Annotated in this window: 25 protein-coding genes; 14 read left to right on the top strand and 11 right to left on the bottom strand. The window is 72.1% G+C overall.

Features of this window, described 5'->3' with window-relative positions:
* Positions 1-4: 4 nt before the first annotated feature.
* The 4 genes from dnaE to P3T35_RS33190 all read right to left on the bottom strand — a co-directional run bounded on the left by dnaE (position 5) and on the right by P3T35_RS33190 (position 6,260).
* A complete protein-coding gene (gene dnaE / locus P3T35_RS33205) occupies positions 5-3,553 on the bottom strand; it encodes a DNA polymerase III subunit alpha (RefSeq protein ID WP_101379913.1) in 3,549 nt (1,182 codons plus the stop codon).
* A gap of 47 nt (positions 3,554-3,600) precedes the next feature.
* Positions 3,601-4,317 (bottom strand): class I SAM-dependent methyltransferase, encoded by a 717-nt coding sequence (locus tag P3T35_RS33200; protein ID WP_101379912.1) that lies wholly within the window; start codon positions 4,315-4,317, stop codon positions 3,601-3,603.
* Between the two features lie 250 nt (positions 4,318-4,567).
* On the bottom strand, positions 4,568-5,287 hold the full coding sequence (locus P3T35_RS33195) for an RDD family protein (RefSeq protein WP_101379911.1): 720 nt from the start codon (positions 5,285-5,287) through the stop codon (positions 4,568-4,570).
* Positions 5,288-5,363: 76 nt separating this feature from the next.
* Positions 5,364-6,260 carry a LysR family transcriptional regulator gene (locus P3T35_RS33190; RefSeq protein WP_101379910.1) on the bottom strand — a complete coding sequence of 299 codons (897 nt, stop codon included), beginning with the start codon at positions 6,258-6,260 and terminating at the stop codon, positions 5,364-5,366.
* A gap of 146 nt (positions 6,261-6,406) precedes the next feature.
* Between P3T35_RS33190 and P3T35_RS33185 the strand changes: the two genes are divergently transcribed.
* Both P3T35_RS33185 and P3T35_RS33180 read left to right on the top strand, forming a co-directional pair.
* The gene (locus P3T35_RS33185; protein WP_101379909.1) at positions 6,407-7,294 is read left to right on the top strand and encodes a dihydrodipicolinate synthase family protein; all 888 of its coding nucleotides are present in this window, start codon (positions 6,407-6,409) and stop codon (positions 7,292-7,294) included.
* 68 nt (positions 7,295-7,362) lie between these two features.
* Entirely contained in the window at positions 7,363-8,391 is a 1,029-nt protein-coding gene (locus tag P3T35_RS33180) for an aspartate-semialdehyde dehydrogenase (protein ID WP_101379908.1), read from the top strand.
* Between the two features lie 95 nt (positions 8,392-8,486).
* Here P3T35_RS33180 and P3T35_RS33175 read toward each other — a convergent pair whose 3' ends face one another.
* Positions 8,487-9,950 (bottom strand): DHA2 family efflux MFS transporter permease subunit, encoded by a 1,464-nt coding sequence (locus tag P3T35_RS33175; protein WP_101379907.1) that lies wholly within the window; start codon positions 9,948-9,950, stop codon positions 8,487-8,489.
* An 80-nt stretch (positions 9,951-10,030) separates the two neighbouring features.
* Between P3T35_RS33175 and P3T35_RS33170 the strand changes: the two genes are divergently transcribed.
* From P3T35_RS33170 to P3T35_RS33150, 5 genes are all read left to right on the top strand, one after another.
* The gene (locus P3T35_RS33170; RefSeq protein WP_280708894.1) at positions 10,031-10,435 is read left to right on the top strand and encodes a helix-turn-helix domain-containing protein; all 405 of its coding nucleotides are present in this window, start codon (positions 10,031-10,033) and stop codon (positions 10,433-10,435) included.
* A gap of 307 nt (positions 10,436-10,742) precedes the next feature.
* A complete protein-coding gene (locus tag P3T35_RS33165; protein ID WP_101379905.1) occupies positions 10,743-11,936 on the top strand; it encodes an NYN domain-containing protein in 1,194 nt (397 codons plus the stop codon).
* A gap of 191 nt (positions 11,937-12,127) precedes the next feature.
* Entirely contained in the window at positions 12,128-13,081 is a 954-nt protein-coding gene (locus tag P3T35_RS33160) for an ABC transporter ATP-binding protein (RefSeq protein ID WP_101379904.1), read from the top strand.
* 39 nt (positions 13,082-13,120) lie between these two features.
* Positions 13,121-13,930, top strand: coding sequence for an ABC transporter permease (locus P3T35_RS33155; RefSeq protein WP_101379903.1), 810 nt, complete (start codon positions 13,121-13,123; stop codon positions 13,928-13,930).
* Between the two features lie 81 nt (positions 13,931-14,011).
* Complete coding sequence (locus tag P3T35_RS33150; protein WP_180356408.1) at positions 14,012-14,728, top strand: hypothetical protein; 717 nt, start codon at positions 14,012-14,014, stop codon at positions 14,726-14,728.
* A gap of 20 nt (positions 14,729-14,748) precedes the next feature.
* On the opposite strand, the gene ybaK is transcribed toward P3T35_RS33150, so the two are convergent.
* From ybaK to P3T35_RS33135, 3 genes are all read right to left on the bottom strand, one after another.
* Positions 14,749-15,249: a Cys-tRNA(Pro) deacylase gene (gene ybaK, locus P3T35_RS33145; protein ID WP_101379902.1), complete on the bottom strand. Its 501-nt coding sequence runs from the start codon at positions 15,247-15,249 to the stop codon at positions 14,749-14,751.
* Positions 15,250-15,279: 30 nt separating this feature from the next.
* Complete coding sequence (locus P3T35_RS33140; RefSeq protein WP_101379901.1) at positions 15,280-16,008, bottom strand: LON peptidase substrate-binding domain-containing protein; 729 nt, start codon at positions 16,006-16,008, stop codon at positions 15,280-15,282.
* Positions 16,009-16,123: 115 nt separating this feature from the next.
* Entirely contained in the window at positions 16,124-16,678 is a 555-nt protein-coding gene (locus P3T35_RS33135; RefSeq protein WP_101379900.1) for a hypothetical protein, read from the bottom strand.
* A 46-nt stretch (positions 16,679-16,724) separates the two neighbouring features.
* Here P3T35_RS33135 and P3T35_RS33130 point away from each other — a divergent pair, with 46 nt between their 5' ends.
* The 3 genes from P3T35_RS33130 to P3T35_RS33120 are packed head-to-tail and all read left to right on the top strand — an operon-like array spanning position 16,725 to position 18,401.
* On the top strand, positions 16,725-17,228 hold the full coding sequence (locus P3T35_RS33130; RefSeq protein WP_280708891.1) for an ATP-binding protein: 504 nt from the start codon (positions 16,725-16,727) through the stop codon (positions 17,226-17,228).
* A gap of 44 nt (positions 17,229-17,272) precedes the next feature.
* Positions 17,273-17,908 carry an alpha-ketoglutarate-dependent dioxygenase AlkB gene (locus P3T35_RS33125; RefSeq protein WP_101379898.1) on the top strand — a complete coding sequence of 212 codons (636 nt, stop codon included), beginning with the start codon at positions 17,273-17,275 and terminating at the stop codon, positions 17,906-17,908.
* Between the two features lie 31 nt (positions 17,909-17,939).
* Complete coding sequence (locus P3T35_RS33120; RefSeq protein ID WP_101379897.1) at positions 17,940-18,401, top strand: hypothetical protein; 462 nt, start codon at positions 17,940-17,942, stop codon at positions 18,399-18,401.
* Between the two features lie 7 nt (positions 18,402-18,408).
* Here P3T35_RS33120 and P3T35_RS33115 read toward each other — a convergent pair whose 3' ends face one another.
* From P3T35_RS33115 to P3T35_RS33105, 3 genes are read right to left on the bottom strand one after another with little or no spacing between them, the layout of a single operon-like run.
* The gene (locus P3T35_RS33115; protein ID WP_101379896.1) at positions 18,409-18,918 is read right to left on the bottom strand and encodes a DinB family protein; all 510 of its coding nucleotides are present in this window, start codon (positions 18,916-18,918) and stop codon (positions 18,409-18,411) included.
* Complete coding sequence (locus P3T35_RS33110) at positions 18,915-20,885, bottom strand: NACHT domain-containing protein (RefSeq protein ID WP_101379895.1); 1,971 nt, start codon at positions 20,883-20,885, stop codon at positions 18,915-18,917. Before P3T35_RS33110 ends, P3T35_RS33115 begins: the two co-directional genes overlap by 4 nt.
* A gap of 7 nt (positions 20,886-20,892) precedes the next feature.
* Positions 20,893-22,734, bottom strand: coding sequence for an oxidoreductase (locus P3T35_RS33105; protein WP_143676786.1), 1,842 nt, complete (start codon positions 22,732-22,734; stop codon positions 20,893-20,895).
* Between the two features lie 125 nt (positions 22,735-22,859).
* Between P3T35_RS33105 and hisD the strand changes: the two genes are divergently transcribed.
* From hisD to P3T35_RS33085, 4 genes are read left to right on the top strand one after another with little or no spacing between them, the layout of a single operon-like run.
* A complete protein-coding gene (hisD, locus tag P3T35_RS33100) occupies positions 22,860-24,194 on the top strand; it encodes a histidinol dehydrogenase (RefSeq protein ID WP_101379893.1) in 1,335 nt (444 codons plus the stop codon).
* The gene (locus tag P3T35_RS33095) at positions 24,191-25,318 is read left to right on the top strand and encodes a histidinol-phosphate transaminase (RefSeq protein WP_101384952.1); all 1,128 of its coding nucleotides are present in this window, start codon (positions 24,191-24,193) and stop codon (positions 25,316-25,318) included. The genes hisD and P3T35_RS33095 overlap by 4 nt, the downstream gene beginning before the upstream one ends.
* Entirely contained in the window at positions 25,315-25,911 is a 597-nt protein-coding gene (gene hisB / locus P3T35_RS33090; protein WP_101379892.1) for an imidazoleglycerol-phosphate dehydratase HisB, read from the top strand. The genes P3T35_RS33095 and hisB overlap by 4 nt, the downstream gene beginning before the upstream one ends.
* Positions 25,908-26,060: a hypothetical protein gene (locus P3T35_RS33085; protein ID WP_180356219.1), complete on the top strand. Its 153-nt coding sequence runs from the start codon at positions 25,908-25,910 to the stop codon at positions 26,058-26,060. Before hisB ends, P3T35_RS33085 begins: the two co-directional genes overlap by 4 nt.
* Positions 26,061-26,140 lie beyond the last annotated feature (80 nt).

The following is a 26,140-nucleotide window of genomic DNA, read 5'->3' as shown; positions in this document are numbered from 1 at the left end:
TGTTTCACGCGCTCCAGGCGGACGGCCCGAGCAACGTCTTGACCTCGCTGGCGAAGGCGGTGTCGGGGTTCACCAGGAAGCCCAGCTCGTAGAGCACGTCCTTCTGCCGGCTGGTGGTCAGCAGCCGCACCGGCACATCGCCCGGGTGCGCCTGCAGCGTCGCCTTCAACTCCCGCACCACGTGGGCCGTGACCTTCGGGTACGGCACGGTGATCTGCACCGGCGGCTTGCCGCCGAACTCGGCGGCGGAGATGTCCAGCGTGGTGATCTCCTGGCCGAAGATACTGAGGGAGCCGTCGCGTTCGTTGAGGCGGCCGCGGGCGGAGATGACGTTGTCCTCGACCATCTGATCGGCCATCAGGTTGTAGGTGGCCGGGAAGAACAGCACCTCCACCGAGCCGTCGCGGTCGGCGAGGGTGATGATCGCCCAGGCGTTGCCCGCCTTGTTGATGCGCCGGTCCACGTTGGTGATCAGCCCGGAGAGCCGCACCTCGCCCTCGGTGCGCCCGGAGCCCATCAGCTCGGCGATCGAGATGTCCCGGTTGCGGGCCAGGATGTGCTCGGCGCCGTCCAGCGGGTGGCTGGAGACGTACAGACCGAGCATCTCCCGTTCCAGGCTGAGGAGTTGCTTGCGCGGCCACTCGCGGTCGGTCAGCTCGAAGTCCAGCCCGATCGCCGGGGTGTCGGCACCGGTGTCCAGCGCGCCGAACAGGTCGTCCTGCCCGATCGCCTGCTGCTTCTTCACGCCGGTGACCGCGTCGATCGCGTTCTCGTGCACCGCGCAGAGCGACTGCCGGGTGTGGCCCAGCGAGTCGAAGGCGCCGGCCTTGATCAGCGAGTCGATGGTGCGCTTGTTGCAGGCGACCAGCTCGACCTTGTCGAGGAAGTCCGCGAAGGAGGTGTACTTGCCCTTCTCCTTGCGGGTGCCGATCAGCGACTCGATCACCGGCACGCCGACGTTGCGGACGGCCTTCAGGCCGAACCGCACGTCGGTGCCGACGGCGGTGAAGTCGACCACCGACTCGTTGACGTCCGGAGACAGGATCTTGATGCCCATCGCCCGGCACTCGGCCAGGTAGACGGCCATCTTGTCCTTGTCGTCCGCCACCGAGGTGAGCAGCGCGGCCATGTACTCGGCCGGGTAGTTCGCCTTCAGGTAGGCGGTCTGGTAGGAGACCAGGCCGTAGGCGGCGGAGTGCGATTTGTTGAACGCGTACCCGGCGAACGGCACCAGGACGTCCCAAACCGCCTGGATCGCCTCGTCCGAGTAGCCGCGCTCCTTGCAGCCCGCGTGGAACGGCACGAACTCCTTCTCCAGGACCTCCTTCTTCTTCTTGCCCATCGCGCGGCGGAGCAGGTCTGCTTGGCCGAGGCTGTAGCCGGCCAGCACCTGCGCGGCACGCTGCACCTGCTCCTGATACACGATCAGACCGTAGGTGGGGCCGAGGACGTCCTTGAGCGGCTCCTCCAACTCCGGGTGGATCGGCACGATTTCCTGCTGCGCGTTCTTGCGGAGCGCGTAGTTGGTGTGGGAGTTCATGCCCATCGGGCCGGGCCGGTACAGCGCCGAGACGGCGGAGATGTCGGCGAACTCGGTGGGCTTCATCAGCCGCAGCAGGGCGCGCATCGGTCCGCCATCGAGCTGGAAAACGCCCAACGTGTCGCCGCGGGCCAGCATTTGATAGGTCGTCGGGTCGTCGATCGGGATCTTCTCGATGTCGACCTCTTGGCCCCGGTTGGCCTTGATGATCTTGAGGCAGTGATCGATGATGCCCAGGTTCCGCAGACCCAGGAAGTCCATCTTGATCAGGCCCATGGCTTCGCACGACGGGTAGTCGAAGCCGGTGATGATGGTGCCGTCCTTGTCCCGCATGTGCAGCGGGATCAGGTCGAGCAGCGGGGTCGAGGAGAGGATGACGGCCGCGGCGTGCACACCGGTGCCGCGGATCAGGCCCTCGATGCCCATGCCGGTGTCGATGATCTTCTTGACGTCCGGCTCGTTGGCGTACATCGTGCGGATCTCGGTGCCCTCGTTGTAGCGAGGGTGCGACTCGTTGAAGAGGTCGCTGAGCGGCACGCCCTTGCCCATCACGTCCGGCGGCATCGCCTTGGTGATGCGGTCGCCCATCGAGAACGGGTAGCCCAGGATGCGGTTGGCGTCCTTGACGGCGGCCTTCGCCTTGATGGTGCCGAAGGTGTTCACCTGGGCGGTGTACTCCGCCCCGTACTTGTCGGTGACGTAGCGCACCATCTGGTCGCGCTGGCGGTCGTCGAAGTCGATGTCGACGTCCGGGGGGTTGATGCGCTCGGGGTTGAGGAAGCGCTCGAACAGCAGATCGTGCTCAAGCGGGTCGAGCTGGGTGATGCCGGTCAGGTACGCCACCATCGAGCCTGCCGCCGAACCACGGCCGGGGCCGACCGGGATGCCGTTGTTGCGGCCGTACTCGCAGATGTCGGCGACCACGAGGAAGTAGGAGTCGAACCCCATCGGGGTGATGACGCCCATCTCCAGCTCGATGCGCTCCAGCACCTCCTGGCTCGGGCTGTCGCCGTAGCGCTTCTGCAGACCGATCTCGATCTTCTTGCGCAGGAAGGAGGCCTGGGTCTCGCCCTCGGGCACGTCGAACTGCGGCATCCGGTCGACGTAGTCGAAGACCTCCTTGTAGGACTCCACCCGCTCGCCGATGGCGAGGGTGTTGTCGCAGGCCTCCGGGAGCTCGCTGAAGAGCTCGCGCATCTCGTCGGCGGTCTTGACGTAGTAGCCGCTGCCGTTGAACTTGAACCGGTTCGGGTCGTCCTTGTTCTTGCCCACGCCGACGCAGAGCAGGCTGTCGTGCGCGTCCGCCTGGTCGGCGGTGACGTAGTGCGAGTCGTTGGTGGCGAGGAGGGGGATGTCCAGCTGCTTGGCCAGCCGCAGCAGGTCCTGGCGGACGTTCCGCTCGATGTCCAGGCCGTGGTCCATCAGCTCGAGGAAGTAGTTCTCCCTGCCGAAGATCTGCTGGTAGGCGTCGGCCGCCTTGACCGCCTCCTCGTACTGCCCGAGCCGCAGGCGGGTCTGCACCTCGCCGGACGGGCAGCCGGTGGTGGCGATGATGCCCTCGGCGTGCTGCGAGATCAGGTCGCGGTCCATCCGGGGCTTCATGTAGTAGCCCTCCATGGACGCGAGGGAGGAGAGCCGGAACAGGTTGCGCAGACCGGTCGCGTTCTGCGCCCACATGGTCATGTGGGTGTAGCGGCCACCACCGGAGACGTCCTTGCCGCCCTCACCGTCACTGCTCGCCGGGCGCTGGCCGCCGGGGGACCAGAACACCGGCTTCTTCTCGAACCGCGAGTGGGGCGCCACGTAGGCCTCGATGCCGATGATCGGCTTGACCGCGCTGTCCTTCGCCTTCTGGAAGAACTCGTACGCTCCGAACATGTTGCCGTGGTCGCTCATCGCGATCGCCGGCATCCCCTGCCGCTCCGCCTCGGCAACCAGCTTGCCGTTCTTGGCCGCCCCGTCGAGCATCGAGTACTCGGTGTGGACATGCAGGTGAACGAAGCTGTCGGCCACGGGGGCAGGCTCCTCGGTGTCGGTCTGCGGCTGGGAGGCTATCCACCCTAGCGCGCTCCGGAGCATGATCGATTCCCGCCGGCCCCGGGTGTCCACGGCGCGTACGCCCGTCCCATGGTGGTGCCGACGAAGCCCTCTTCCAGGCCCGGGAGGGTGTGGATGTCGATGCTCCGGAAGCCGTGGCGGGCGAGGGCCGCCGTCCACTGCTCGTTGCTGAGCATCCAGCGGACGATGGCGAGGCGGGGACCCCGGTAGCCGTTGCCGTACGTGATCTGCGGGCCGTAGCAGGGCGCCAGCGGCTCGACGGAGGAGAAGGCGAAGAGGCCGCCGGGGGTGAGGCGGGGGAGGACGAGCGGGAGCAGGACGTCGGGGTCCGTGAAGAAGGCGGCGCCCCAGTTGGAGAAGATGCGGTCCCAGCGAGTGGTGGTCGTTGCCAGGTAGTCGAGGACGTCTGCCTCGACCAGGGTGAGGTTCGGCTCGCTGCTCCACCAGCGGCGGGCGCGCTGCATCTGGTGGGGTGAGAAGTCGACGCAGGTGACATTCACGTCGGTGCGGGCCAGGGCGACCCCGGCGACGCAGGTGGCGGCGCCGATTTCGAGAGCGGTGCGCGGGCTGCCTAGGAACTCGGCGCCGGGGCCGTGGTGGGGGTACTGGGTCCAGTGGATGCGCTCGGCGGGCGGGACACCGCCGGTCTCCTCGCCGGCGGTCGGCCAGAAGTCTCCCCAGAAGGCCTGGGGGCTGGCGTGCTCTGGGTGGATGGGCATGCCGGTGGATCCTCTCGTGGTTCGACGACATCGCCGGCCTCGTGCTCACGCCGGCGTCGCAGGCGTACGGCGCCAGGGTGCTCGCGGTGAAGTCGGCGCGCAGGGCGAGGATGTCGTACAGGAGGAGGGCTGCGACGATGGCCAGGAGCAGGACGGGGCTGGAGCCGGAGGTCCAGGTCAGGGCTGTTATGACGACGGCCGGTCGGCCCACCGCGAAGGGCAGGCCGACCGGCCGTCAACTGGGTGAGCGTCAGTACTCCTTGACGACCACGGTCTTGCCCGCCTTGTCGTGGAAGCACTGCTGGAGCGGCTTGTCCCAGGTCAGCGAGAGCACGTTGACCAGGAAGAAGAGCGAGCCGAGGCAGTAGACGGCCTGGGGGAGGGCGAACACCGCGGCGCGGCCCACGAGCTGGTTGTCGGTGGGGCGGCCGCCGTCGGCGAGGGCGACCACGCGCAGCTTCATGGCCTTCTTGCCGACGCTCTGCTGGCCCTGGGTGAGCAGCATCAGGGCCTCATAGCCGAAGTAGATGGCCCCGTCGACGAGCGCCGTCACCCAGATGCCGAGGGTGGCGCTGACCGCGATCTGGAGGATCACGACCGGGATCGCCAGGATCACCGCGTCGATCAGGCGGGCCAGGAAGCGGTCGGCCGAGCTGGCCAGGGTGCGGCTGCCGGGCTGCGGCGGACCGTACGGGCTGGGCGGCGTCATCCAGTACGGGAGCTGGGGGTAGGCCGGGTTGGGGGCGTACCCCGCGGGCTGCTGGGGGTAGCCGGGCGGCGGGGCGACGTAGCCGGGCTGGGCCTGCTGGGCGTAGTCGGGCTGGGGCTGGTGCGTGTAGCCGGGCTGCGGGTCGTACGGACCCTGCGGCACGCCGTAGCCGGACTGTGGGGACGAAGGCTGCTGGCCGTAGGGGTTCTGGGGGTTCTGGGGGTCCGAAGGGTAGCCGTAGCCGGGAGGTGGGTTGGTCATATCGCCGCTCGTCTCGTGATGACTTGACCCTCAGAGGTTCTACCGGGTTTGACAATCCTTTAGGAAGAGCATTTTCTCAACTGGTATGAGAACAGCCGAGATTTGTTGGCAGTGCCTGCTTGACGGCTGAGGTGAACGCGGCAACCGCCGGATGCCCGCTCGCGCCGTCCCGGACCGCCACCGCGGTGCGGCGCGACATCGGCAGCCGGTGCAGCCGCACCCCGGGCGGCGGGGCCAGCAGCGCCAAGTCCGGCACCAGCGCCACGCCCTGGCCGGCCGCGACCAGGGCCAGCACGGTGTCGAAGTCGTCCGCCCGGTGCCGGATCCGGGGCGTGAACCCGGCGGCCTGGCAGGCCCGGATCGCCATCGCGTGGCAGAGGGTGCCGTGGGTGGCCAGGATCCACGGCTGGTCGCGGTAGTCGGCCAGCTGGTCACTGCCGTGCATCGGCGCCGCCAGGTGCATCGCCTCCGCGAACAGCGGCTGCCGCTCGATCCCGGGCTCGGCGGTGGGCGGCACGAAGTCGTAGTCGTGCACCAGCGCCACGTCCAGTTCCCCGGAGCGCAGCAGGTCGCCCACCCCGGCCGGGTCGACCTCGGACACCATCGGCTCCAGCTCCGGGCAGTCGGCGGCCAGCGCGGCCAGCGCGGGCGGGATCAGCACCCGGGCGGCGGACGGGAAGGTGCCGATCCGCAGCGGCCCGGCCGGACTCCGCCGGGCGCCGGCCAGTTCGCTCTCGGCCAGCTCCAGCCGGGCCAGCACCGCCTCGGCGTGGCCGACCAGCTTCTCGGCGGCGGGGGTGAGCCGCACCCGGCGCCCGGTGCGCTCCAGCAGCACCACGCCGGCCTCCCGTTCCAGGGCGGTCAGTTGCTGGGAGACGGCGGAGGCGCTGAAGGCGAGGGCCTCGGCGACGGCGGCGATGGTGCCCCGGTGGGCCAGCTCCCGCAGCAGCCGCAGACGACGGACATCGAGCATCAGCGCACTCCCGAGCCGGCGGGCAAGCCTTCGAGCAAGTCGTCGATCAAGCGGTCGATCAAGGCGTCGAGCATCGGCTCAGCTTACGCTTTGCATCGGAAATGCGAACTGGACCTGCACGATCACCATCAGCGAGGGTCAGAAGCATGGAAACCACGCTGCGCGGGATCTACGTCCCCCTGGTCACCCCCTTCACCGCCGACGGCCGCCTCGACCTGGCCGCCCTGGAGAAGCTCGCCCACGGCGTGCTGGACGACGGCGCGGCCGGCCTGGTCGCGCTCGGCACCACCGGCGAGCCCGGCGCGCTGGACGCGGCCGAGCAGTCCGCCGTGGTCGAGACCTGCACCCGGGTCTGCCAGGACCGCGGAGCCGCCCTGGTGGTGGGCGTCGGCGGCGGCGCGACCCGCCAGGTGGCCGCCGCGCTCCGGGCGCTGACCCCGGCGGCGACGGCCGCGCTCACCCTGGTGCCGCCGTTCGTCCGTCCCGGGACGGCCGGGGTGCTGGCGCACTTCAAGGAGCTGGTGGCGGCCAGCCCGGTGCCGCTGGTCGCCTACCACATCCCGTACCGCACCGGGCAGTCGCTGGACGCCGAGGCGCTGCGCGAGCTCGCCGCGCTGCCCGGCATCGCCGGCGTCAAGCTGGCCACCGGTGCGGTCGACCCGGAGGTCGTGGCGCTGCTCGGCGGTGAGCTGCCGCCGCACTTCGCCGTGCTGGGCGGGGACGACGTGGTGCTCCCGCCGCTGCTGGCGCTCGGGGCGGCCGGCGGCATCCTGGCCTCCGCGCATGTCGCGACCACCCGCTGGGTGGAGCTGGTGGACGCCTGGCAGGCCGGCGACGTCGCCCGGGCGCGCGACCTCGGGCACCGCCTCGCCCGGCTGGCCGCCGCGCTGTTCGTCGAGCCCAACCCCACTGTGGTCAAGGGCGTGCTGCACGCCCAGGGTCGCATCTCCTCCCCGGCGGTCCGCCTGCCGCTGCTGCCCGCGAGCGAGGCCTCGGTGTCCCGGGCACTGGACCTCGCGGTGTCCACTGGGTGAAAGCCATGCCGGATCGGAACCGGTGACCAGGCAAGATGAGTCTGAGCAGGTAGGCAGGAGGAGGAAGTATGAAGATCGGTATCGTCGGTGCCACCGGCCAGGTGGGCAGCGTGGTCCGCGAGATCCTGGCCGAGAGAGCCTTCCCGGTGACGCAGCTGCGGCTGTTCGCCTCGGCGAGGTCGGCGGGCAAGACGCTGCCCTGGCAGGGTGGCGAGGTGGTCGTGGAGGACGCGGCGACCGCCGACTACGCCGGTCTGGACATCGTGATCATGTCGGCCGGCGGTGGCACCTCCAGGGCGCTGGCGCCCAAGGTCGCCGCGGCGGGCGCCGTGGTGATCGACAACTCCTCGGCCTGGCGCCGCGACCCCGAGGTCCCGCTGGTGGTGGCCGAGGTCAACCCGCAGGCGATCGCCGACCGCCCCAAGGGCATCATCGCCAACCCGAACTGCACCACCATGGCCGCCATGCCGGTGCTGCGCCCGCTGCACGCCGAGGCCGGCCTGACCGCCCTGGTGGTCGCCACCTACCAGGCGGTCTCCGGCAGCGGTGTGGCCGGCGTCGCCGAGCTGCAGGAGCAGACCGCCAAGGTGGTGGACGGCGCCGCCGCGCTGGCCCTGGACGGCACTGCCGTGCCGTTCCCCGACCCCAAGGTCTACGCCCGCCCGATCGCCTTCAACGTGATCCCGCTGGCCGGCTCGCTGGTGGACGACGGGCTGAACGAGACCGATGAGGAGCAGAAGCTCCGCTTCGAGAGCCGCAAGATCCTCCAGATCCCGGAGCTCAAGGTGGCCGGTACCTGCGTCCGGGTGCCGGTCTTCACCGGCCACTCGCTGCAGGTGCACGCCCGGTTCGCCAACCCGATCAGCCCCGAGCGGGCGGCGGAGCTGCTCGCCGGCGCGCCCGGCGTGGTGCTGACCGACATCCCGACCCCGCTGCAGGCGGCCGGGCAGGACCCGAGCTACGTCGGCCGGATCCGCCGGGACGAGACCGTGGAGCACGGCCTGTCGCTCTTCATCTCGAACGACAACCTGCGCAAGGGCGCCGCGCTGAACACCGTGCAGCTGGCCGAGCTGGTCGCGGCCGAGCTGCACCGCTAAGGAACCGCGGCCGAGCTGAACCGCTAAGGAACACAGCACGCGGCGGGCCGGGCACCACCCCCATGGGTGCCCGGCCCGCCGCTTTCCGTTCGGAGCTACGCCGCCAGCGCCGTCTGCGCCACCTCGGCCCGCCGCTCCCGCAGCAGCACCGCCGCTGCGACGAAGGCGAGCGCCAGCAGCCCGGCGGCCACCGCGAAGGAGAGCCGGTAGCCGCCGGCCAGCGCGCCGACCGCGTCGTGCCCGGCGGCCCGCAGCCCCGCGGTGTGCCCGGCCGCCACGGTGGAGAGAACGGCCACGCCGAGCGCCGAGGCCACCGTCTGCGAGGTGTTGAACAGACCGGAGGCGACCCCCGAGTCCTCCGGGGTGGCGTCCGCCATCGCCAGCCCGGCCAGCGCCGGCAGCACCAGGCCGCCGCCGGCGATCAGCAGCAGCGCGGGCAGCACGTCCACCGCGTAGGACGCGTGCTCGGGCAGCCGGGCCAGGTAGGCCAGCGACAGCACCAGCATCCCGGCACCGGTGAGCAGCACCCGGCGGGCGCCGAAGGCCCGGGTGAGCCGGGCCGACAGGCCCAACGCGACGGCGGCGATCGCCAGTCCGGTGGGCAGCATCCCGAAGCCGGTGGCCGCCGCGCCGTAACCGAGCACGTTCTGCAGGTAGAGCGCGATCAGCACCTGGAAGCCGAACATCGCCGAAATCATCAGCAGTTGCACCAGGTTGGCTCCCGAGGTGCGCCGGGACCGGAAGAGCCGTAGCGGCAGCAGCGGGCGGGCCGCCCGGGCCTGCCGCACCAGGAAGGCGGCCAGCAGCACCAGCGCCGCCGCGCCGTAGCCCAGGGTGTGCGCCGAACTCCAGCCGTGGGCACCGGTGCTGACGATGGTGTAGACGGCGAGCATCAGGCCGCCGGTGACCAGTAGCGCGCCCAGCGCGTCGGCGCCCTGCCGCAGGCCCTGGCCCGGCTCCGGGGCGAGCAGCCGCATCGCGGGCAGGCCGGCGGCCAGCGCGATCGGCAGGTTCACCAGGAAGATCCAGTGCCAGTCGAGGAGTTGGGTCAGCACCCCGCCGAGCACCATGCCGAGGGAGGCGCCGGCCGCGCCGACGAAGCTGAACGCGCCGATCGCGCGGCCCCGTTCGGCCGGGTCGGGGAAGAGTGTGACGATCATGCCGAGGCTGACGGCCGAGACCAGCGCCCCGCCCGCGCCCTGCACGAAGCGGGCGGCGATCAGCATGCCCGCCGAGCTCGCCAGTCCGCACAGCGCCGAGGCGGCGGCGAACAGCACGAGGCCCGCCAGGAAGACCCGCTTGCGACCGAGCAGGTCGCCGAGCCGCCCGGCCAGCAACAGCAGCCCGGCGAACGGGATCTGATAGCCGTTCATCACCCAGGAGAGCCCGGTGTCGCTGAAGCCCAGGTCGTGCTGGATGGCGGGCTGGGCCACCGTCACGATCGTCCCGTCCAGAATGATCATCAAAGTGCCGGCGCAGAGCACCAGCAGGGCGTACCAGCGGCGCCGATCGGCCCCAACAGGCTTGCCGGATATGACTTCGCCAGGCTTGGCAGACATGGCTTGACCTCCGAAGGTGCACGTCTTGTTACGTGGACCATCCTGTGTGACCATCAGATCCCATGGAAGAAGGCACTTTTTTGTCACAGGGGAACATCTGTGTACCGGGACCGCTCAGGGCGGGTGACACGGTGGAGCGCGGCGCCTGCGCGGTCACCGAGGTGCTCGACCGGGTGGGCAGCAAGTGGAGCATCATGGTGATCGTCTCCGCAGCGGCCGGACCGATCCGCTTTACCGAGCTGGAGCGCAAGATCACCGGAATCAGCCGGCGGATGCTCACCCTGACGCTCCGCAACCTGGAGCGGGACGGGCTGATCTCCCGCACCGTCTATCCGACCGCGCCGCCCAAGGTGGAGTACGCCCTCACCGAGGTCGGCATCGAGCTCAACGAGTACCTGGCGCAGCTCACCACGTGGGCCGAGCGGCACCGCACCACCATCCACCAGGCCCGCACCGCCTACGACGCCGCGCGTGCCGCGGGCTGACGCCGAAGGCGCCGCGGGCTGGCACCAGGCGCGCCGCACCGACACCGAAGGCGTCGCAGGCCGACACCGAAAGCGCCGCAGGTCGTCACCGAAAGCGTCGCGAGCTGACAGCACGAATGTTCGGTCGAAACCGACATGGCAGTTTGTGCACCGACCGCGCACCCGGGTGATTCACACCGCCTTCGGGGGGTAAAGGTGATCGCAACGGTCAGACCGGGTGCCAGGTGAGACCTCGCTCGGGCAGACTGCCTCCAGGCGGCGTCAGCGGGCACAACCACGGGGGCCGACCGGGAGAAAGGTGCGGAATGTGGACCGCTGCGTTGTCCTTGTGGACGCCGGGTACCTGCTGGGTGCCTCCGCCAGCCTGCTCGCCGGAGAACCATCCCGCTCCCGGGTGATGGTGGACCACACCGCGCTGATCGCCTCGCTGCGCGAACGGGCCGAGGAGGAGACCGGCCTGCCGCTGCTGCGGATCTACTGGTTCGACGCCGCCCCGGAGCGCCGGCCGCTGCCCGAGCACCGCCGTCTGCGGGTGCTGCCCCGGGTCACCGTGCGGCTCGGTGCGCTCACCCGGGCCGAGGGCCGCTGGGTGCAGAAGGGCGTGGACGCCGCGATGCACGCCGAACTCTCCGAACTCGCCCGCAACCGGGCCTGCGCCGACGTGGTGCTGGTCACCGGGGACGGCGACCTGCTGCCCGGCATGATGAGCGCCAAGGAACACGGCGTGGCCGTCCACCTGTGGGCGCTGCAGGCCGCCGACGGCGACTTCAACCAGTCGGAGGACCTGGTCGGCGAGGCCGATGAGCGCCGGGTGCTGGACCGCGACTGGATCACCCGCTCGGTCAGCCTGCGCGAGCAGCTGCCGCCGTTCCCGTCCTCAGGGCCGCCGCCCGAGATCGCCAAGATCCTCGCCGCCCCGCCCGCCGCGCCGCGCCCGGCCGCCGCCGAGACCCCCGCCCAGCCCGCCGAGCCGGAGCCGTCCGCGCCGCACAAAGTCGTCCCCACTCCCAAGGACCTGGCCGGCCGCGCCCAGGCCCACGTCCAGTCGGCGCCGCAACCGGTCGCCCCCGCCGCTGCCAACGGCCCGGTGCTGCGCTGGTCCTCCGACCGCGGCTACGTCGACCGCCCTGCCGAGCAGCCCTGCGCCGCCGACTCGCTGCCCACCCTGGCCCAGCTGACCACCGCCGAGCAGCGCTGGGCCGACCGCGAGGAGGACATCACGGCGATCGGCGGCGACCCGCACGAGGTCGGCCAGGTCTTCGCCCGCCGCTGGACCGAGCGGCTGGGCGACATGGAGCGGCTGACCGTCATCTGGTCCGACTATCCGCGGATCCCGCACAAGGTCGACGGCGAACTGCTGCGCTATGCCGCCCGGTTCGGCCTGCTCGCCCACAAGGACGACCAGATCGACGAGCACGACCGGTACGCGATCCGGGCCGGCTTCTGGAAGGAACTCGCCGCCCGGGTGCCGGGCGGCGAGCAGATCGTGGTGGACGACTGACGGCGAGGACGGGTCGTGGTGGACGGCCGGCGGCGAGGACGGGTCGTGGTGGACGGCTGGGGCCGAGGACGGGTCGTGGTGGACGACTGACGCCGCTGCCGAAGACGGCTGACAGCTGTCGGTATAGCTGATCATCGGCCGGGGTGACCCCGGTCCGCTTTGCGCGCAATCGGCGCGTAGAGTCTTCGGTCGTGAGCCACGCCCCCCTGCCCTGCTGCTCCGTCCGGGGCCTCACCAAGAGTCACGGTGAGATCCGCGCCAACGACGGGGTCGACCTGGAGATCCGCCAGGGCGAGATCTTCGGCCTGCTCGGGCCGAACGGGGCCGGCAAGTCCACCCTGGTCCGCCAGCTCACCGGACTGCTGCGGCCCGACGCGGGCAGCGTGCAGATCCTCGGCCACGACATCGTGCGCCACCCGGAGCGGGCCGCCCGCCTGCTCGGCTACCTCGGCCAGGAGTCCACCGCGCTCGACGAGCTGACCGTCGCGCTCGCCGCCGAGACCACCGGCCGGCTGCGCGGGCTCAGCCGCTCCGCCGCCCGTGCCGAGACCGCCGGGGTGCTCGCCGAGCTGGGCCTGGAGCCGCTGGCCGCCCGCCCGCTGGCCAAGCTCTCCGGCGGCCAGCGCCGACTCGCCTGCTTCGCGGCCACCCTGGTGGGGGAGCGGCCGCTGCTGGTGCTCGACGAACCCACCACCGGCATGGACCCGGTCGCCCGCCGGGCCGTCTGGTCGGCCGTGGACCGCCGCCGCGCCGAGCGCGGCACCACCGTGCTGCTGGTCACCCACAACGTCATCGAGGCCGAGACCGTGCTCGACCGGGTCGCGGTGCTGGACGAGGGCCGGGTGATCGCCTGCGACACCCCGGGCGGACTGAAGGCGCTGGTCGACGGCGACGTCCGGCTCGACCTGGTGTGGCGCGGCGAGGCCCCGCTGACCGTCCCGGCCGTGGCCCGGCTCGCCGAGCGCGCCGACTGCTCCGGCCGCCGCTGGACCGTGCGCACCACCCCGGAGGAGGCCAGGGAACTGGTCGCCGCCGTCACCGCCGGGCCGGCGTTCGCCGCCCTCGACGACTTCACCCTGGCCACCCCGAGCCTGGAGGACGTCTACCTCCGGCTCGGCGGCCGCCACCGAGGACTGGCGAAGTGACCGCCGTGCTCACGTACTCAGCTCGCGAGGACCGGTGACGTGACCGTACTCACCCCTGCCCCCGCGGCCCCCGCCGCCGCGCCGACCGCCGCCCCGCTGGGCCCGGCGGCCCGCCTGCTGCCCGCGCTGGCCGCCGTCTACCGGGCGCAGCTGGCCCGGGCCAAGGTCGCCCGGATCCCGCTGATGTTCGTCGCCACCTTCCAGTCCGTGGGCATCCTGGTGATGATGCGCGGCGTGGTGGACAGCGGCGACAACCCGTCGTCCCGGGCCGTGGTGGCCGGCTCCGCCGTGCTGGTGGTCGCCTTCGTGGCGCTCAACCTGCTCGCCCAGTACTTCGGCAAGCTGCGCGCCACCGGCGGCCTCGACCACTACGCCACGCTGCCGGTGCCGGCGGCCGCGGTGGTGCTCGGCGCGGCCGGTGCCTACGCCTCCTTCACGCTGCCCGGCGCGCTGGTCACGGCCGCCTTCGGCGCGGTGCTGTTCGGGCTGCCGCTGGCCCATCTGTGGGTGCTGCTGGCGGTGGTGCCGCTGGCCGGGGCGGCCCTGTCGGGGCTGGGCGCGGCACTCGGCCTGCTCGCGCCCAAGCAGGAGATCGCCACCATGCTCGGCCAGCTGGGCATGTCCGCCGCGCTGCTGCTCGGCGTGCTCCCGGCCTCCCGACTGCCGGGCGCGGTCCGGGTGCTGCGCGATCTGCTGCCGTCCACGTACGGCGTCAATGCCTTCGCCGACAGCTTCGCGGCCCGCCCCGACTGGGGTGCCGTGCTGGGCGACCTCGGGGTCTGCGCGGGGGTCGGGCTGCTGGCGCTCACCCTGGCGACGTACGCGTACCGGCGGGTGGCGACGCGGTAGGTGCCGTGGGAGCGGGGTCGCGGGCGGGGCGCCGTGGGCCCGAGTAGCCGGTTCACCGGGCCGACGTGAAACGATGGTCGGGTGACCGTACCGAACACTCCTGCGGAACCCGACCCGCTGTCGACGGCCCCGGGCGAGCTGATCTCGCAGCCCCGCAGCAGCACCGTCCTGACCCGCCTCTGGGCCGAGCTGCGGATCGCCCTCCCGATCGGGTTCGGCTGCCTGCTGCTCGGGCTGCTGATGGGCGCGCTCTGGTACTGGCTGGCGCCCGAGGTGCCGCTGGTGGTGCAGGGCAACTCGGTGCTGTACGGGGACCCGGAGGGCGAGCAGTCGGCAGGCGCGGTCGCCACCTTCGTGCTGCTCGGCCTGGCCTTCGGGCTGGTCACCGCGCTGGTCGCGTTCCTGCTCACCCGGCGGCGCGGCGGCGGCATCGCGATGGCCGTCGCGCTCGGGCTCGGCGGGGTGGGCGGCTCGCTGATCGCCGTCTGGCTGGGCGAGAAGCTCGGGCCGACCAGCAACATCATCGCGCACGCCAGGCAGGTCGGGGACGGGCACACCTTCTACGAGAACCTGACGCTGCCCGCCCACGGGGCGCTGCTGGCCTGGCCGATCGCCGCCATGGTGCTGCTGCTCGCCCTGACCGCCACCTTCGGCAGGCGCGAGGAGCAGCCGGAGCCGCAGTGGGCCGGGCCGCTGCCGCCCGCCGCCGACGGGTCGGACAACCCGTGGGCGCCGCCGGGCGGCTCGCCGCCCGCTGACGGGTCACAGGCCCCGTCGCACACCGAAACCGGCCGCTGAGCGCCCTCTCCTAGCTGCTGCTAGCTGCTGCGGCTGATCTCCGCGCTGACCGCGCCGGTGAGCCGCAGCAGCTCCGCCGGGGCCAGCTCCACCTCCAGGCCGCGGCGCCCGGCCGAGACGTAGACGGTCGGGTGGGCCAGCGCCCCGGCGTCCACCACCGTGCGCAGCGGCTTGCGCTGGCCCAGCGGTGAGATCCCGCCCCGGACGTACCCGCTGCTGCGCTCGGCCGCCGCCGGATCCGCCATCACGGCCCGCTTGCCGCCCACCGCGGCGGCCAGCGCCTTGAGGTCCAGCTGCCCGGCGACCGGGACCACGCCCACCGTGAGCGCGCCGTCCACCTCGGCCACCAGGGTCTTGAACACCCGCTCCGGCGCCACCCCGAGCGCCTCGGCCGCCTCGGTGCCGTAGGACGGCGCGGCGGGGTCGTGCTGGTAGGCGTGCACGGTGAACGCCACGCCGGCCTTCTCCAGGGCCACCGTCGCCGGGGTGCCCTTGCCGCCGGCGCCGTTCTTCTTCGCCACGGGCCCACGTCCTCTCAGCCGGGGTGTCTTTCAGTTGGGGCTGAACGGCTGCCGGGTCAGCTCCACGGCCGGCACCGAAGGCAGCCAGTTGATCAGCGCGGTCTCCTTGCGCAGCAGCTCCAGCTCGGCGCTCAGCCGGGAGGCGGTGTCCGGGAAGGCCAGCAGCTTCTGCTTGACCGGCACCTCCAGCACCGCGGCGGCGGCCACCAGGTAGGAGAGCACCTGCGGGTCGTCCGGCAGCTCCTGCTCGCCGGCCAGGCTCGCCTGCCGGGCCCCGGCCAGCCGCTTCTGGTAGGCCCGGAACGCCCGCTCGACCCCGCCGGCCAGCACGCTGGCGCCGCTGCCGTCCTGCTCCTCCAGCGGTTCGCAGTCACCGATCAGGTACGGCCCGCTGGTGTCCACCGCGCTCAGCCGGAACCGGGTGGTGCCGGTGACCAGCAGCTCGTACCGGCCGTCGGTGTGCGGGGTCACCGATGCCACGTCGGCGACGCAGCCGATGTGGTACAGCGCCTCCAGCGGGTCCCCGGTGGGCGTGCCGAGGCCGTCCAGCGGTCCGGCGGGTTTGTCGCTCTCGGTGACCGGCGCGACCTCCCGCCCGTCCTTGATCGCCAGCACCCCGAACCGCTGCGGCTGGCCCTCCGGCAGCGCCACCAGATCGGCGACCAGTCGCCGGTAGCGCTCCTCGAACACCTGCAGCGGGAACACCAGCCCCGGGTAGAGCACCGCGTCGAGCGGGAAGATCGGCAGCCGTTCTGTCACGGCGCACAGCGTAGCCGCCCGCGGGGACAGGGCGGCGACGGTCTCGCCCGTTCCCGTCGGTTCCCGCCCGCTGACCGGTCGGCCCGGCCGGCTCGTGCTCCCCGCGCGGGGGTGGTCAGCTGTGCGGGCGGCCCCGGTCCGCGATGGTCATCGCCCAGGCGTAGAACGCGGCTCTCTCACCGGACTTGATCCGCAGGTGCTCAGGCATCCAACCGGCGGTGGCGGCGTCGAGGAGGTCGGCGAGGCCGAGGTGGTGCCAGTCCTGGTGGACGGCGTTGTAGGCGCGCATGACCGGGGCGACCCTGGCCCGGATGCCGGCCACCTCGTCCGCACCCAGGCCGGCCCGGCGCAGGCGGGCCTGGGTGACGGCCTGGCGCTCCGGGGTGAACTCGGTGTCAAGGAAGGGTTCGAGGAGGTCGCCCCACACGTCGGGCCGGGACCGCAGGGGAATCCGGTTGGCTGCGCAGAAGTTCTCCAACTCGGCACGCTGTTCGGCCGGGACGAAGAGGGTCGCCCCCGAGACGGTGCGGATCTCCGGTGGAGCGGCTTGCGGGTCGGCGTCCCGTACGGCCGCGGCGGGGATGGTGCCGCCCAGAGCGGAACCGGCGGGCACGGCGGCGGACTTGGGAAGGCGGACGTGGTCACCGGCGAACACGACGTGGAGGTTCACGCGGCCATCCTGGCCGATGACGGGCGAGACGAGGGGGCGGGTGGCGATGACGCGGTCGGCGAGCACGGTGGTGTTGATGTGCGGGCTTCCGGGGTCCGGCAAGACCACGTACGCGATGGGGTTGGTGCGCGAGGGGTTCGTACGGCTGTCGATCGACGAGGTGGTCTGGCAGCGGATCGGGCAGCGGGACGCCGGGTTGGTGCTGGACGCGGCGCGGTACGACCGGCTCAAGGACGAGGTGCGGCGCGAACAGCGGCTGGAACTGGTCGAGTTGATGCAGGCGGGGCGCGATGTCGTGGTGGACTACAGCTTCTGGAGCCGTGCCGCCCGGGATGACTACAAGGCGCTGGTCGAAAGCCACGGCGGCCGCTGGGAGTTGCTCCACCTGAAGGCGGACCGCTCAACGCTGGAGCGCCGCCTCGCGGTGCGCAACCGCGAGGCGGGCGCCAACGCCGTCACCGTGGACGAGCACTTGTTCGCCCGCTACTGGGCGCACTTCGAGGAGCCGGTGGGGGAGGGAGAGGTGGTGCTGGCACAGCCGGCGGCGTGAGCCTCAATCGGTCATATGTTCGATATCTGGGTTAGCCTGGAGGCATGACCGTGCACCTCCAGGCCTCCCTGTTCGACTCCGCCGAGGCTGCGCCGCTGCGGTTGACGGACCTTGCGGCGTTGCGGCGCACCGAGCTGTCGTACGGCGCCTGGATCGACGTGCTGCCCGGCTGGCTCACCGGGTCGGACGCACTGTTCGAACACCTGGCGGCCCAGGTGCCCTGGCGGGCCGAGCGGCGCCAGATGTACGACAACGTGGTGAGCGTGCCCCGCCTGCTGGCCCACTACCGGGAGGGGGAGCCGCTGCCCCACCCCGTGCTCGCCGCGGCCCGCGACGCCCTGAGCGCCCACTACGCCGAGGAACTCGGCGAGCCCTTCGTCACCGCCGGGCTCTGCCTCTACCGCGACGGGCGGGACAGCGTCGCCTGGCACGGCGACCGCATCGGGCGCGGCCGCACCCACGACACCATGGTGGCGATCCTCTCCGTCGGGGAGCCGCGGACCCTGGCGCTGCGCCCTTGTGACGGCGGGGCGGCGCAGCACCGCCTCCCGCTGGGCCACGGGGACCTGGTGGTGATGGGCGGCAGCTGCCAGCGCACCTGGGAGCACGCCGTCCCCAAGACCGCCCGCGGCGCCGGGCCGCGCATCAGCATCCAGTTCCGGCCGCGCAATGTCGCCTGAACGGAGCTGAGCCGGCAACTACTCTTGGCGCATGCCCGACCTGCACAGTGCCCTGGAGCGCCGCGAAGCCGCACTCCGGCGCTGGCTGCCGCGCGCGCTCGGCACCGCCGGGTTCCTGCTGCTGCCGTGGATCCTGGTGCTGGCGCTGAACGTCAGGGGGCACTTCGGCAAGCGGAACCTCTCCAACGCCTGGGTCTGGTTCGACGCGATCGAGGTGGTGGCGCTCTTCGTGCTCGCCGTGCTGGTCAGCCGCCGCCACCGGGCCACCAGTCCGCTGGCCGCGGCGACGGCGGTGCTGCTCGCCACGGACGCGTTCTTCGACCTGTGGTCGGCGCACCGCGGCTCGGCCTATCTGCTCGCCCAGGTGCTGGCCTACACCGCGGAGCTGCCGAGCGCGGCGGTCCTGGCGGTGCTGTCGTGGTACTCGCTGGCGTGGGCGGCCGAGCCGTGTGCCCCGGGACGGCAGCGCGGCGCGGGAGAGCACCGGGGGTAGGCGGACGCTACGCCCCCACCACCCCGTCGACGCCCTCGCGCAGGAAGTCCGCGTGGCCGTTGTGGCGGCCGTACTCCAGCAGCACGTGCAGCATCACCATCCGCAGCGAGACCTCCTCCTCCCAGCGGGGCTGGTAGCCGGGCGAGTCCAGGGACTCCACCGCTGCCTCGACCGCCCGGGAGTGGGCGACCTCGGCCTCCCAGGCGGCGAACGCCTCGGCGCGGGTCGAGTTGCCGGCGTCGTAGGCGGCCTGGAAGTCGACCTTGTCCGACCAGACCATCGGCGCCTCGTGGTCGTCGAAAACGCGGCGGAACCAAGCCCGTTCGACCTCGGCCATGTGGCGGACCAGGCCGAGCAGGGTCAGGGTGGACGGAGGCATGGAGTGCTCGCGGAGCTGCTCGTCCGTCAAGCCCTGGCACTTCAGCGCCAGGGTGGCGCGGTGGAGGTCCAGGAAGGCGCGGAGCATGTCGCGCTCGGGCGCGAAGTGGGGCGGGCCGATCCGGTTGTCGTCGATCATGGCGAGACCCTATCCGCCTCGGCAAGCCGCTCCCGGAGGCGGGCGTGCCGGAACTGGTAGACGGGGCCGACCTGGCGCAGGATGCCCAGCCGGTGGGCGTCGGCGAGGAAGGCGGAGAGGCGGAGGGGGAGGCGTCCGGTGAAGGCGAGTTGGAGGCGGGCGTGCAGGTAGGCGTACCAGAGGGAGCGGACCAGGCGGCACGCCCCGGCGAAGGCGCCGACGGAAATGGCGGTCAGCGCCACGGTGAGCGACCCGGCCGTGTCGGCCTGCCCGGGCAGGAAGACCAGGGCGATGCAGACCGCCCACAGCAGGCCGACCACCAGGGCAGGCAGCACGGTGCGCCAACGCCCCAGCGCCAACGCCCGTGCCGGGTCGACCGATTCGTTTCCGCGCGGTAGTCCGGGTGCCAGCCGCTCGGCCCACCTGTTCGCCGTCAGGACGACCGCGACCGCAAGGAACGCCACTGGGAACAGGCTCGGTTCGGTGCCGCGGTGGTTCTGGCTCCACTGCAGGTACGAGAGCAGCGACGCCAACGACCAGCCGAGCCAGAGCACCAGTACCAGCGCGGGCAAGCCGATCAGCACCGGCCGCGGCACACGGGACAACGGTGAGCCGGGCTGGATCCGGAACATCCCCCGCAGCGGGGGCGCCACCTCCCAGTGCCCCACCGGGCGCCAGGCGAACTGCCCGAGCACCCCACCGAGGGTGCTCGCGAACAGCCCTATCACCGCCCAGTTCACCAACCCGCCCGGCGGCCAACTCGGCGCCCCGCCCAGCACCATCACCACCACGGTCGCCAGCCCGCCGATCACCCCCGCGCCGAGCGCCCGCTGCCGGTCGGTGGCCCGCCGGTGCAGCTGCCACCAGGCCAGCTCGGCACTCTGACGGTCCGTCATATCGAGTGCCAGCCACCGCAGCCACCGCTCCGCCGGCCCGGCCCGCCAGCGCGGACCGTCCGGCCGGGCCGCGAACACCGTCGGCACCAGCGCATCCAGTAGGAAGTCCTCCAACTCCCTTGCCCCGCCGAACCGCAGCAGTACGACCGGATCGCCGCTCCCGCCCGCGAAGATCCGCAGCAGGCCCAGCATCAGCGGGCTGGCCGCCACCGACAGCAGCGGGCTCGGCAACTCCTCTTCGAGCGTGGCGAACACGCCCTCCCAGGCGGCATGCCGCTGCGGCACCACCACCGTTCGCAGATACTCCAGCGCGTCCTGCGGTGTCACCGGCACGGCCCGTACCACCGCGGCCCCGCGCAGCAGCACCGCGTCCTCGCTCACCAGCTGGTCGTACTCGGCGGCCCGGCAGGTCAGGATCAGCGGGGTGCCGTCGGCCCGGGACTCGTTGAGCCGGGTCAGCGCCATGCCGCGCAGATGCGGCGACATCTCGTCGAGGCCGTCCAGCACCGGCACGATCAGCCGTGCCGTCAGCAGCCGTTCGGCGACCGCCGCACCCCCGAGCGCCGGGTAGTCCTCGGCCAGCCGCTGTGCCAACCAGGCGCCGGGCAGCAGCTGGTGGGGATCCCAGGAACCCAACGAGAGCAGCACCGGCACCGGTTCGCCGGCCTGGCGCCGATCCAGTAGGGCGAGCAGCAGCAGGAGGGCCACGCTCGACTTGCCCGAGCCCGCATCCCCGAGCAGTACCAGGCGCTGCTTCGGCAGGGCGCGGAACGCCTCGGCGAACGAGTCCAGGTCGCCGGTGTGCTCCTGCTCCAGGTACCCGGCCAGCTGCTCGTGGTCCCCGTGTGCCGCCTGGTCGGCCACCCACCGGGTGGCCAGCGGCACCGGGTCCAGCAGGCCGCGCACGTCGGCCTCGCGGTGCCACTGGCGCTGCACCAGCCGGGCCAACTGCCGGGCCAGCCGCTCGTCCGGGTTCTCGGGGGCCGTGATCACCGCGTTCACCGGCGCGTTGATGCTGCCGGCCTGGATCACGAAGACCGCGCGGCCGTTGAACTCGTTGTGGACGTTCACCAGTCGGCTACCCGCGCTGCAGGACCCGGGTCGCCCCGGTGACCACCGTGGAGGCGAGCACCCAGCCGGTGACCACCAGGGCGGCGCTGAGCCACTGGCTGAAGCCGGCGGGCGCCCAGCCGTCCTGGCCGAAGTTGACGATCGGGAGCACCAGGCTGGCCGCGTACAACGCGGCGTTCCAGTGCGGGTGTTCGTCGTGCTTCATGGGCTCCGGCTGGTGCCAGGCGAACCACAGGGTGCCGACCAGCCAGGCGGCGAGCAGCCACAGGGCGGCTCGGCCGGGGCGGTAGCCGTAGCCGACGGTGATGTCCTGCAGGCGGTACCAGACCCGGCCGGGCAGCGGCAGGGTGCGGGCCCGGCGGCGCTGCTTGGCGTACTGCACATGGCGGGCGTCGTCGTCCAGGCCGTCGCGGCGCAGGGCGGCGGCCAGTTGCTCGTACGGCTCGGGGCGGAACTTGTCCAGGCCTGCGTCCAGCCAGTCGATCCGCTGCCCCACCGGGTAGGTGGTGCCCTCCGGCGGGCGCAGCGCCTCGTAGGAGAAGCCGGTGAGCCGCACCTTGTGGTTGCGGGGCCAGGCCGTGTGGGTGTCCACCAGATTGCCGACCCGGGCGCGGGAGAGCGCCACCGTGCCGGTCGGCGGGGTCTTGGTGGTGAACCGCAGCTCCGGGGTCTGGACCCGGCGAAGTGACAGCTCCTGCTTGCCGTTCAGGTGGAACTCGGCGTTGTTGATCAGGACGGCGGCCTCGAAGTGCGCGTCGTCCAGCCGGACTCCGCCGTAGGCGCGGAACGGGATGGTGCCGTCGTCCGTCACATCGCCGAAGTCCTGTCCGTACATGCTCTGTTCGCGTTCCTCCTGGTCCCCGTCATCGGCGTCGTCGATGTTCGCCAGGCCGGGGCGCGGCGCCGGCACACCGCCGCCGTGGAACGGGCCCGGTACGGCACCGGTGTGGTACGGCCCGGGGTCGTTCTGGGTGCGGCTGTAGCGCACGTCGGGCACGTTGTTGAGCTGCGCCTGGGCCGCTGCCTGCGCGGCGGCGGCCGCCGATCCGGCCAACGGGCTGCCGGACGGGTCCCGGCTCTGCGGTGCCCAAGCCGGGTTGCCCTTCGGGTCCCGCCAGCCGGTCAGGTAGCAGGTGCTGCCCACGGTGAGGCGGGCCGCGTTGAGGCAGTTGGGCTTGCCGGGGCGGCCGTGCAACTGGGCGCCGCGCAGCGAGAGCCGCCCGCCGACCCGGGCGGTGCGCAGGCTCACCTCGCCGTCGCTGGTCAGCCGATCGGCCTCGAAGTCCTGGTGCACCGTCAACCCGTCGGCGGAGAACCCCCGGCCGAACTGGTCGCCGCCCACCGTCAGGTAGTTGGCGATCAGGTCGGTGCCGATCTGCGCGTCGGTGAGCCGCACGCCGTACGGGATGGTGCAGCGGGCCAGCACCAGATCGCCGGCGGTGTCCAGCCGGGAGGCGTCGAGCCGGGGCAGCCAGCAGCCGTCGAGCCGCACCGTGCCGGCGTGCGCCTCGGAGAGCACCGCACCGGTGTCGAAGTAGCAGTCGTGCAGCTCGACGAAGCTCTCCCAGCGCCCGCCGGCCAGCCAGAGCCGCCCGGCGATCCGGGCGCCGATCAGCTTGAGCCCGCGCACCTTGCCCGGCAGCGCGTCGGGCCCGGACAGCAGCAGCCGGGCCAGCACCTCGGCGCGCACCGTGCGCTTCGGCCCCCAGTGCGCCCCGTCGGCCGGATTGTCGGCGGCCAGGTCGCCGGCCGACAGGTCGAGCACCTCGCTGCACCGGAACATCTCCCAGAGCCGCGACTCCGCCTCGGTCCAGCCCTCCGGAGCCAGCTGCTCCGCCCCCACAGTCACCCGTGTCCCCCTGTCTGGTGGCCCGCGACCGCCGTGTGATCAGGTTCACGACGAAGGTCTCAGTGTTCGTATCACGGACTGATATGTGGGGCCAGCAATTCCGCCCACTCCTTACACTTGGCCCTGTGATCTCTCGAATCGACCTGCGCGGCTCGACTGCCGACCCGCGCGAGCTGCTGCCCCGTGCCGAGTTCGACGTGGAGGACGCCCTGGAGAAGGTGCGCCCGATCTGCGACGACGTGCGCCATCGCGGCGTGGCGGCGCTGATCGAGATCACCGAGCGGTTCGACGGGGTGCGGCTGGCCACCACCCGGGTGCCGCAGTCCGATCTGGACGAGGCGCTGACCGGCCTGGACCCGAAGGTCCGGGCCGCGCTGGAGGAGACCATCCGCCGGGTCCGGATCGTGCACCGCGCGCAGCGCCGCACCGACCACACCACCGAGGTGGTGCCGGGCGGCACGGTCACCGAGCGCTGGGTGCCGGTGGACCGGGTCGGCCTCTACGTACCGGGCGGCCTGGCCGTCTACCCGTCCTCCGTTGTGATGAACGTGGTCCCGGCGCAGGAGGCCGGCGTCCAGGGCATCGCGGTGACCTCCCCGCCGCAGAAGGCGTTCGGCGGCAAGGTGCACCCGGTGGTGCTGGCGGCCTGCGCGCTGCTCGGCGTCACCGAGGTGTACGCGGTCGGCGGCGCCCAGGCGGTCGCGATGTTCGCCTACGGCACCGAGGAGTGCGCCCCGGTCAACATGGTGACCGGCCCCGGCAACATCTTCGTGGCCGCCGCCAAGCGCCTGCTCAAGGGCCGGATCGGAATCGACGCCGAGGCCGGGCCGACCGAGATCCTGGTGCTCGCCGACGACACGGCCGTGCCTGCCGAGGTGGCCGCCGACCTGATCAGCCAGGCCGAGCACGACCCGATGGCCGCCTCGGTGCTGGTCACCGACTCCGTGGCGCTGGCCGACGCGGTCGACGTCGCGCTGGAGAAGCAGGTCGCCGAGACCAAGCACCGCGAGCGGGTCACCACTGCGCTGTCCGGCCGGCAGTCCGCCACCGTGCTGGTGGACGACCTGGAGCAGGGCCTGGCCGTCGCCAACGCCTACGCGGCCGAGCACCTGGAGATCCAGACCCGGGACGCGGCCGCGGTGGCCGCCCGGGTGCGCAACGCCGGCGCGATCTTCGTCGGCCGGTACGCCCCGGTCTCGCTGGGCGACTACGCGGCCGGCTCCAACCACGTGCTGCCCACCGGGGGCTGCGCCTGCCACTCCTCCGGCCTGTCGGTGCAGTCCTTCCTGCGCGGCATCCACGTGATCGACTACAGCAGGGACGCGCTGGCGGACGTTGCCGCGCACGTGGTCAACCTGGCCAACGCCGAGGACCTGCCCGGTCACGGCGACGCCGTCCGTGCTCGTTTTGCCGGAGGCGAACCAGACCAGCGCAGCGAGTGGACGGTGCCGAACAACTGATGAAGATCGACGACCTGCCGATCCGCGACGAGTTGCGCGGCCAGTCCCCGTACGGCGCCCCGCAGCTGGACGTCCCGGTCCAGCTGAACACCAACGAGAACCCCTACCAGCTGCCCGACGAGTTGGTCGCCCGGATCGCCGAGCGCGTTGCCGAGGCGGCCCGCGACCTGAACCGCTACCCGGACCGGGACGCGGTCCAGCTGCGCACCGAGCTGGCCGCCTACCTCAACCGGACGAGCGGCCCGAACGGCACCGCCGGCACCGAGCTGGACGTCCGGCAGGTCTGGGCGGCCAACGGCTCCAACGAGATCATCCAGCAGCTGCTGCAGACCTTCGGCGGGCCGGGCCGCAGCGCGCTCGGCTTCGAGCCGAGCTACCAGATGCACGAGCTGATCTCGCGCGGCACCGGCACCCGCTGGATCGCCGGCCCGCGCAAGGCGGACTTCACCATCGACGAGGCCGCCGCCGCGGCCGCCCTCGCCGAGCACCGCCCGGACGTGCTGTTCATCTGCTCGCCGAACAACCCGACCGGCACCGCGGTGGCCGCCGAGACCGTGCTGCGGCTCTATGACGCCGCCCAGGCGGTCAAGCCGACCATCGTGGTGGTGGACGAGGCCTATGTGGAGTTCTCCCACCAGCCCTCGCTGCTGCCGCTGCTGGCGGGGCACCCGCTGCTGGTGATCACCCGCACCATGTCCAAGGCCTTCGGTGCGGCCGGCCTGCGCCTCGGCTACCTGGCCGCCGACCCGGCGGTGGTGGACGCCGTGCAGCTGGTCCGGCTGCCGTACCACCTGTCGTCCGTCACCCAGGCGACGGCGCTGGCCTGCCTGGAGCACACCGACACCCTGCTGGGCTACGTGCGCCGCCTCAAGGAGGGGCGCGACGAGGTGGTGGCGCGGCTCGCCGCGCTCGGCCTGGAGGTCACCGCCTCGGACGCCAACTTCATCCAGTTCGGCGTCTTCCAGGACCCGCAGGCCGTCTGGCGGGCGCTGCTCGACCAGGGCGTGCTGGTCCGCAACAACGGCGTTCCCGGGCGACTGCGGGTGACCGCGGGCACCCCCGAGGAGAACGAGGCCTTCCTGGCCGCCGTCGCCACCGTCATCAAGGAGCTGTCACCCGTATGACCCCCCGCATCGGGCGCGTCGAGCGCACCACCAAGGAGACCACGGTCCTGGTCGAGATCAACCTCGACGGCACCGGCCGGACCGACATCTCCACCGGCGTCGGGTTCTACGACCACATGCTCGACCAGCTGGGCCGCCACGGTCTCTTCGACCTCACCGTGAAGACCGAGGGCGACCTGCACATCGACACCCACCACACCATCGAGGACACTGCCCTGGCCCTGGGCGCCGCCTTCAAGCAGGCGCTCGGCGACAAGGTCGGCATCTACCGGTTCGGCAACTGCACGGTGCCGCTGGACGAGTCGCTGGCCCAGGTGACCGTCGACCTCTCCGGCCGCCCCTACCTGGTGCACACCGAGCCCGAGGGCATGGCGCCGATGATCGGCGCCTACGATGTCACGATGACCCGGCACATACTCGAGTCCTTCGTGGCTCAGGCGCAGATCGCGCTGCACGTCCATGTGCCGTACGGGCGCAATGCGCACCACATCGTGGAGGCCCAGTTCAAGGCACTGGCCCGGGCCCTGCGGTACGCCGCCGAGTTCGACCCGCGGGCGGCCGGGATCCTGCCTTCGACCAAGGGTGCACTGTGAGCAAGTCCGCCATGCTGATGATCGCCGCCGGGCTCTTCCTGGGCGGCGGGGTCTACTCCTTCTGGAAGCAGAAGGTGGCCAAGGGCGTGATCGCCGTGCTCGCCATCGGCGCGGTCATGTGCCTGTCCGCCGGCATCATGCGCCTCTAGCCGCCAGGTCCCCGGGCCTCAGGCCGTCAGGGCCCCGGGCCCCGGGCCTTCGTGCCTTCGGAAACAGACAGGAACAGCTT

It is taken from the genome of Kitasatospora sp. GP30, assembly GCF_029892145.1.
In the GTDB taxonomy this organism is placed as follows: Bacteria; Actinomycetota; Actinomycetes; order Streptomycetales; family Streptomycetaceae; genus Kitasatospora; species Kitasatospora acidiphila.
The sequence above is the reverse complement of the archived record's forward strand: the minus strand, read 5'-3'. Positions and strand labels throughout refer to the sequence as shown.